Source organism: Capnocytophaga gingivalis ATCC 33624 (assembly GCF_000174755.1).
GTDB lineage: Bacteria > Bacteroidota > Bacteroidia > Flavobacteriales > Flavobacteriaceae > Capnocytophaga > Capnocytophaga gingivalis.
In genome coordinates this window covers 1-7,453 of the sequence record NZ_ACLQ01000015.1, presented here as the reverse complement: position 1 = coordinate 7,453, position 7,453 = coordinate 1, and the positions used below count along the sequence as shown (strand labels likewise).

Annotated in this window: 6 protein-coding genes; 3 read left to right on the top strand and 3 right to left on the bottom strand. The window is 43.8% G+C overall.

Annotation, left to right across the window (positions count from 1 at the left end; genetic code table 11):
• Nucleotides 1–79 precede the first annotated feature (79 nt).
• The 3 genes from CAPGI0001_RS04655 to CAPGI0001_RS04645 all read left to right on the top strand — a co-directional run bounded on the left by CAPGI0001_RS04655 (nt 80) and on the right by CAPGI0001_RS04645 (nt 1,813).
• Nucleotides 80–391 carry a hypothetical protein gene (locus CAPGI0001_RS04655; RefSeq protein ID WP_050769229.1) on the top strand — a complete coding sequence of 104 codons (312 nt, stop codon included), beginning with the start codon at nt 80–82 and terminating at the stop codon, nt 389–391.
• A gap of 362 nt (nt 392–753) precedes the next feature.
• Nucleotides 754–1,413: a ParA family protein gene (locus tag CAPGI0001_RS04650; RefSeq protein ID WP_002667247.1), complete on the top strand. Its 660-nt coding sequence runs from the start codon at nt 754–756 to the stop codon at nt 1,411–1,413.
• A 91-nt stretch (nt 1,414–1,504) separates the two neighbouring features.
• Nucleotides 1,505–1,813 carry a hypothetical protein gene (locus CAPGI0001_RS04645; protein ID WP_040359678.1) on the top strand — a complete coding sequence of 103 codons (309 nt, stop codon included), beginning with the start codon at nt 1,505–1,507 and terminating at the stop codon, nt 1,811–1,813.
• Between the two features lie 436 nt (nt 1,814–2,249).
• Here CAPGI0001_RS04645 and CAPGI0001_RS04635 read toward each other — a convergent pair whose 3' ends face one another.
• The 3 genes from CAPGI0001_RS04635 to CAPGI0001_RS04625 are packed head-to-tail and all read right to left on the bottom strand — an operon-like array spanning nt 2,250 to nt 7,112.
• A complete protein-coding gene (locus tag CAPGI0001_RS04635) occupies nt 2,250–4,448 on the bottom strand; it encodes a type IA DNA topoisomerase (RefSeq protein ID WP_002667236.1) in 2,199 nt (732 codons plus the stop codon).
• Nucleotides 4,449–4,506: 58 nt separating this feature from the next.
• A complete protein-coding gene (gene mobC, locus CAPGI0001_RS04630) occupies nt 4,507–5,253 on the bottom strand; it encodes a MobC family replication-relaxation protein (protein WP_002667245.1) in 747 nt (248 codons plus the stop codon).
• A complete protein-coding gene (locus CAPGI0001_RS04625) occupies nt 5,253–7,112 on the bottom strand; it encodes a type IV secretory system conjugative DNA transfer family protein (protein ID WP_155813439.1) in 1,860 nt (619 codons plus the stop codon). The genes mobC and CAPGI0001_RS04625 overlap by 1 nt, the downstream gene beginning before the upstream one ends.
• Nucleotides 7,113–7,453: the final 341 nt, after the last annotated feature.

The window sequence follows — 7,453 nt, the reverse complement described above, 5'->3', positions numbered from 1 at the left end:
TGTGTCAGGCATGATTCACAGCGTAGAAGCGTTTTTGATAACGCATTTAAATTAGCCTTCCGCTCTGGAGCTAAAACTTATGGCTATTGAAGATGAAGTGCTGAAACGACTACTGGTGAAAGGTGTGTTTGATAAGGACGATAAGGCCGAAGGAATAGCTAAGCGAGGCGCTGATAAGGGTTATGCGACATTAACCGCACCACAGCGCTATGTAGTTGACCCATACATGACAATCCCCTGTGACGGCGTTGAGGACTTAGGCGGCCATCACAATGATTGTAGTGTCCAGATGCAAGGTCAGGAGCTGGTAACAGCCCTTGACGATGAAGGCTATTATGAAGGATTGCTGTGTACTGATTGCCGATCAGAGCATTTTGAAATGTACGAATAGGATAAAAGGGCTATTTTTAGCCCTTTTTAACATAATGGTCATTAACCGCCCTAGCCGATCACCACTCAGGCAATAAAACTGGTGAAACGCTTAAAACCATAGCTTTTGATTGCCTAAAACCCCCCTTCTACATGTTGCTAATTTGTTAACAAAAATCCCTTTTCAGTTTCACGCCATTTTTATCCCGAAACCCTTCTTTTAGCCAGTTTTCAAATGAACCTCTTCACGCTAGCTATAAACGCACGGATATAAGCGTTTATATTGTGTATTAATACACACTATTTGTTGACACCTCCCCTACCTTATCATTAAACTCAGTGTAAAAGATGTGTATTGTTACACACCATTAAGGAGAGGCATATATGGGTAAGATTATCGTTTTTGGAAGTCATAAGGGCGGCGTCGGGAAATCAACAATGTTAGTTTCCATTCTTGCCTATCTACTGCGGGCAGGAAAAAAATGTGCCGTGCTGGAGTGTGACGATCAGAACAGTATCAAAGACTGGTTAGCAGAACGTCGTGATCAAGGCATAACGCCGGACGTTGATTATTTTGAGTGCTATACGGACATTCCAGAACGCGCCCGTAAATTAGCCGGTCGCTTTGATTTCGTATTGCTAGATACACCTGGAAAAAAATCTGCGGAGTTTCGTAAGGCTTTAACATGCGCCGACACTTTGCTTTCCTTTATTGAACCCGGCGCTCAGGTAGAAATCAACACGCTGTCACAGATGGTCAATGACGTTAAAACAGCACAGTCAGCCTTAAACCCTACAATGCAGCCCTGGATAGTGCTTAACCGCTGTTCAACAGACCCCCGCGATCAGGATGCCTCAGAGCTTCGGCAGTTACTAAATGATGATCCCGATTGGCTGCCAGTAACCCGCCAGCGCCTTTATTCACGCAAATCCTACAAGCAGGCATATAACGCAGGCCAAGGAGTACATGAGTATCAGGACAAAAGCGGCAATAAAGGACGGGGAGAAATAGAATGCTTGCTAAATGAGATCGGACTAATTTAGTAAGTATTATTACACACCATATATAGCTTGCACCAAAGGCTATCTAAGATAATAATGTGTATTATTACACACGATATATACGGGCTATTTCATGGCAAAGCTACCCAAGAAAATTACCACTAACGAAACAACAGAAAAGACAACGCTGCGTCATTTCATTAGTACCGCCACGCATAAGCCAGCAACAGCATCAGCAGTGACACGTATAAACCTGACAGTGACACATGAAGATTTAGTGAAGACAACGGAGTTTCAACAAGAGGGCGCGATTAGTCGCGCTGACGTATTCAGGGCTGCATTAGTAGCGCTTGATGATATGCCTAAAGAAGCGCGTCAGACTTTGTTTGATGAAATACGCAAGACCAGCCCCAAAGCAGGAAGACCACCAGTTAATAAATAGTGTGTAAATATACACACTATTATTAAGGCGCGGTGAGGCTGCAACCTCACCGCTATTAACAACAATCGACCCCAATTTGAGAGAGAACCGATTAATGTCAAAAGTATATTACAGTACACCCAGTACGCTTGCCAACGAAGGGCGCAACAAGGTAGAGAAACAACCTACGCTCAAAGCCATCATGTACCGATCCGTAGATGAGTATGAAAAGCTGCTTGAAGCCAAGCCGCATTTTGCAGAAGGTCTAACAGGGTTGATGAGTACCCTAGTCGCGCATGAATGCCGGAGTATTGGATTTTAGTAAGAGCAGAACGGCGAGAGGCAGCCAAACTCGTTTGGCTGTCGGTGTCGGCGTTGAGCAACCGAGATAGGCGAGGGCGGTAGTAAGCCCTTGAGGAGCCGCTAAGCAGTTTATTAGCGGCTTTTTTATGGCGGGTTAACGTGGTGGAAACTCAAAAGACAGCTTGCCCGTCTTTTTGTCAGCCAGGCAAACAAATGCAGAAAAAGTTTTGCCCGTTTTAGTGCTAGTGAATCCTTTAATCTCGCTACTTTTTCCTTTCTTAATCAATGTTTGAACCTGCGTTTTGGTAAGTGCTTTACCTGCTAACGTTATCCATATTTTGAAAGCACATCCGCTACAACTGAATGTTTTAGGGGTAACAATAATTTCCCGACCACAGGCAGGGCAGGGAACGTCGAGACGTTCGCGCCGGTTGTCAGCTTGCGCACCGGATTGAGTACTGGTCACAAGAGCCGCCAGGTTACTTACATCGATGTTTTTAAGCTGGTCAGCTATAAACAACTCCAGCTCATCCAGGAAAGCAGCACATGTTAGTTGCCCTTTTTCAATCTGCTGCTGCTGCTCATGCCAAAGTGCTGTCATGTCTGGTTCATAGGCGATAGGGGGAAGGGCGGCAATAAAGCTGATCCCCAGCTCAGTGGGAATGAGTTTGTTCTTTTCTATCGTGTAATATCCCCGCTTTTCGAGCGTTTCAAACATACTTCCTCGTGTAGCTGGCGTTCCTATTCCACCATTTTCGCCTTCCGCTGCATTTTTATCCCGACTTATCAGCAGCGCCTTAATACGGGGATCTTTGACGTATCGCGCTACACGCTGTAAATCTTCGAGCAATGACGCAATGGTATAGAGCGGCTGCGGCTTTGTTTTCTTAGGCGAAACCGTTACAGCGTCACAATGTCCAGTATCGGATTGTTGAAGAGACGATAAACGGTTAAACAAAATATCGGATTCATCATCCGCATCATCGGTATTTATGACTTCAATTTCCTTTGTTTCTTCAACAAGTGAAGTCCATCCAGGAAAGGTTGTCATACGCGCACTTGCCCTGAATGCGTACCCGGCAATGCCAAAATCTACCGTCGCCTGTTTCCATTTTTTTTCTGGCAGAAACTGGCACAGATACTGCTTTGCAATAGCCGTATAAACCGTTAGCTCATCACGGCTCATTTTTGCAATGTCGGGGCATGTGTCAGTAGGGATAATTGCTGTGTGAGCAGTAACCTTATTGTCATTGAAGGCGCGGCTTTTAAGGCTGCTATCAAGTGAGGAAACAACATCGGCAGAGAACCGATTATTGAGGACGCTACAAATCGCCTGAAGCGTTTTAGGCGCATCGTTGAACTGTTCTGTTGAAAGATAGCGGCAATCAGACCGGTTGTAGGTGATCGCTTTATGATTATCACGCAGCGACTGAGTTACAGCTAAGGTAGTTTCGGCACTCAGTCCATTTTCACGGTTCATCTTTACTTGGAGATCAAGAAGAGAGAAGGGCAGCGGTGCCGGTGTCGTTTTATCTTCAACTTTGACCAGGCTTACCGTGGCTGCTTTGCCGGTAGCAGTCTCAGCTACAACAGCAGCATAGTTTTTATCGGTAATTCTCTTTTTGTCATCAACTGGCGCATCGTCAGGAACAATGAAACGAGCAGGTATATTGCCTCCTTCAATTTCAACTCCTGCGCTTACCTGGTAGTAGTAAGCCTCTGCATGGTTTTTAAACGCCTCATAACGCCGAACAATCAGGCCAAGGATTACAGTCTGAACGCGGCCAACTGAAAGCACTCCGCTAAATCCTTTCTTCTGTGCCGCCAGTGTATAACCGCGAGTCATGTTGAACCCATAAAGTTGATCAGCAACGCTTCTTGCGAGAGCACTTTGCGAAAGCCCATAAAATTCGCTGTTGTCACGCAGGTTAGCCAAGGCCCGTTTTGCTTTTTCGGTATTCAGGTCGTTAATCAGAACACGCTTAACTGGTTTTTTATTTCCGGTATAAGTGAGAATTTCGTCAATCAGAAGCTGGCCTTCTGCATCTGGATCGCCTGCATGGATAATCTCTGTAGCTTTCTGCATCAGTGATACAACGGTTTTGAATTGATTAGCGGTTCGGGCAATGGGCTGGTAACGATGAGGGCGAAGCTGTAACGGCAAATGCGCTACATTCCATTTAGCATAATCGGGGTTGTGGCTTTCAGGGGGCACCAGTTCCAAGAGGTGCCCCGATCCCCAAGTAACAACGTCATTTCCACACTCAATATAGCCACCACGATTAACGCCGTTGCCTAGTGCCTGCGCGATAACTTCACCTAAACCTTTCTTCTCAGCAATGAAAAGTCTCATATAAAAGTCCTCAATTGAAAAAGCCGGTCTAAGACCGGCTTTGAAGTAAAATTAATAATCAAAAATCAGCGGCTTCGAGTTCTGCCAGCGTGTAAAAATTGAATATATCTCTGTGCTTCTGCTCTACAGTTACCTTTGAGCTATTGACGCTTAAAACTTTTATTGCATCGAAATACTTCTTAAGAAGTAGCTTTTTCTGCTCATCCGGTAAAACGTAAATGACACTAAACCAGTTTTGCGCAGTTCTCGCCATTAAATGACTAATCATGATTTGCGTATATCGAGCGGGGGTTTTTAGATATCTCTCTGTTTCAATGGCAACAACTGTTCCATTTTTCAGCTTTATCAAACCATCAGGCCGATGCTTAACTTTTGGAAACCGAGTAAGAAATGTTCGCCTGTCGCCATTGATCCACTCTGTTGCAGATTTTTCCTCAAGGATAAGCCTGACATTTTGATTGAAAAGGTGGTGCTCAAGCCCCCACCCTTTAATTTTACTTGGTTCAAACCACGGAGGAACGGTTTCATCCTCTGGTCTGATAACCATCGACAACCCTTCACGGGTTATTCCCCACAGCGGTAACTCACCGAGAAGGCTGGTAAACACATACTTTTGGATAAGCCCCATATTGACCATTTTATTAGTCAATGAATAAAAAGATTTAGTGTCCTTGAAAGAAAAGAGCCGCATGATGTTTTTTCTGTCGGTATATGTTTCCTCTTTTAGAAACTCCAGAAAAAGTCTTATCTTTTCATGACTCCGGTCTTTTCTTGTTTTGTAATCACTTATCAGTTGTTCATTCATCAGCTATCTACCTTAAAAAACACGTCGTCTTCTTCCGTTAGCTTAAAAGCCGCAAAATCATCATCAGAGTCATCACGATTTTTCTGGTTATCGTCTTCAACCTCTTGAACAGGATTTTCATCTAAAGGCACTAAAGGAGGTGTTTCGGAAAAATTTATTACCGGTGTAATTTCGGTCTGTTTTTTCTCATCAGCCTCAAAAATAACAAGTGCTCTTTTAGAAACTTTAATAGGCGAAATCATTGATGCGCGGGGAAGATGTTTGTTAGTAAAAATGAAGCTAACAAAATCCGGCAGATTCAAAAGCATGTTTGTATCCACATAAAATCTTTCTGACTGTTTTATCATCCTGTCTCCTTCGACAGACTCTACCAAAACAGCATTGGTTTTTACTTTTCTAGATTCATCATCAACTAAAATAGAGCCGCTCATTTCAGCAACCCATTTTGCAGTAGCCGGATCTTGTACCCTGTACACAAGTTTAAATTTTGTGTTTTCTACTACTGCGCCAATCACAGCTTTGGGTTTTAAGTCGGCAGGGCAGTCTTCCAAATCACCTAAAGATTGGTGAGCCATAATTATATGAACACCTTTATCACGCGCAGCTCCCAGGCCTTCTAATGCTGGACGGGAAAGATGATATTTTAGCTCGTCGAGAAAAATAGCTATTGGCCGAGGCTTACTTTTTATTCTATCCCTCGCCTCTGCTATCTGTAAAAGCCTCACCAATATCATCCTCTGTGCTGAGATGATTTTTGGATTGCGCATAGATCCTATAATGTAAACGCAGCCACCGTTATCAAAAGTGTCTTTTAATGATAAGCCACCTCGCGCATTCACTGAATTGAGTAATGAAATCTCTTCCATCTTGGCATGAAAATTTGCAACATCCTCCTGAATACTCCTTATATATTCAGTATTGAACAAATCTCTTAGCGTCATGCCACTCTCATAAAGCTCAGAAACATGCCTTGATGCTCTTCTATCGCCAAGTCTATAAAAGTCTGCACCCTCTCCCTTTTCAGCAAGTGAAAACCCAGCGTTCAATAATTCTTCAAGAGTTTCAGAGTTAGTGCCTTCTAATAAATCCACCTGGTATTTTTTAGACCTTAGATCAATTAAGGCAAATGGTTTGCCAGCCGCACGGCATGCCTCCCTGTACAAATGGGGCGCCCATTCATCATCCTTTGGATCAAGAACAAAAACCCCTTCATCTGCAATTATGCTTTGATAAAGTAATATTGCTGTCGCCACACCTTTACCAGCACCTGTAGTGCCTATTATGTCGGCGTGCTGTTTTTGCCAATCCTCAAGCGGTATATATTGAGGCTTTTCAGCATCGTTAAGCCCTATAAAAACACCTTTTGACAAGTCAATATATTGCAGAGGATCGTATTTGATAGTCACAGGCAACAAGTCTTTAATTTTCCTGACATCAGTTCTTACATCACGTTCTAATTTAGTTTTTTTAATAGCTTTATGTTTAATATTCTGTATTTCCGGCTCAATAAACCTTCTCAGGCAAAGATGAATAAAAAAACCTATTAGAGTGCAGACAATCAGCATAGACCAGAGCAAAAAACTTGTTATTTCCTTATTCTGCAAATTAGGAAGCAAATAACCCAACAAGTAAAACGTTAAAGGTGAAATGCTACCAAAAATAAAACAACACAACGTAAATAGATTAAGAAACTTTCGCCATACAGGAGCATCCTGCCTTTCCTGTTGTGTGAGATTAAACATAAAAGGCAAAAGCAAGCCCGCGATAATTGCCAACACAACACAATAGCTTTTAGTCCATATAAGCGCATCACTGACATTTAACGCCATACTGTTGAGTGCGTTTAATAATTTGTGCATTTTGATCCATCATCCTCGCTATGATTCGCCCCCTTCTTTCGCCCTGCGTAGTCGCCCCATAGGTAGGGGCGACCTCGCAGGGCGAAAGCAGCGGGCACTAAAGACTTGAGCGCAAGCGCTCAGCGTTGCCGGTCAGTGACCGTCAACACAACGGCAAGTGCTGCTACGCAAGGGCTGGACGCCCTTTCTTCGCTGCACTGGTTGCGCAATGGCGGGCTGAACGCCCACCAAAGCTACACAAGGTCAAAGGCGGCACACCGTCGCGCGCTACGCACGACCAACCCCTTTAAGACGCCGTTTTTACCCTCTTTATTTCCTGTATTCGTTCCTCATCCAGAAAA

Bases quoted from the DNA above. Each gene is read 5' to 3' on its own strand.
- CAPGI0001_RS04655 (WP_050769229.1), top strand. From the start codon at position 80: ATGGCTATTGAAGATGAAGTGCTGAAACGACTACTGGTGAAAGGTGTG.
- CAPGI0001_RS04650 (WP_002667247.1), top strand. From the start codon at position 754: ATGGGTAAGATTATCGTTTTTGGAAGTCATAAGGGCGGCGTCGGGAAA.
- CAPGI0001_RS04645 (WP_040359678.1), top strand. From the start codon at position 1,505: ATGGCAAAGCTACCCAAGAAAATTACCACTAACGAAACAACAGAAAAG.
- CAPGI0001_RS04635 (WP_002667236.1), bottom strand. From the start codon at position 4,448: ATGAGACTTTTCATTGCTGAGAAGAAAGGTTTAGGTGAAGTTATCGCG.
- mobC (WP_002667245.1), bottom strand. From the start codon at position 5,253: ATGAATGAACAACTGATAAGTGATTACAAAACAAGAAAAGACCGGAGT.
- CAPGI0001_RS04625 (WP_155813439.1), bottom strand. From the start codon at position 7,112: ATGCACAAATTATTAAACGCACTCAACAGTATGGCGTTAAATGTCAGT.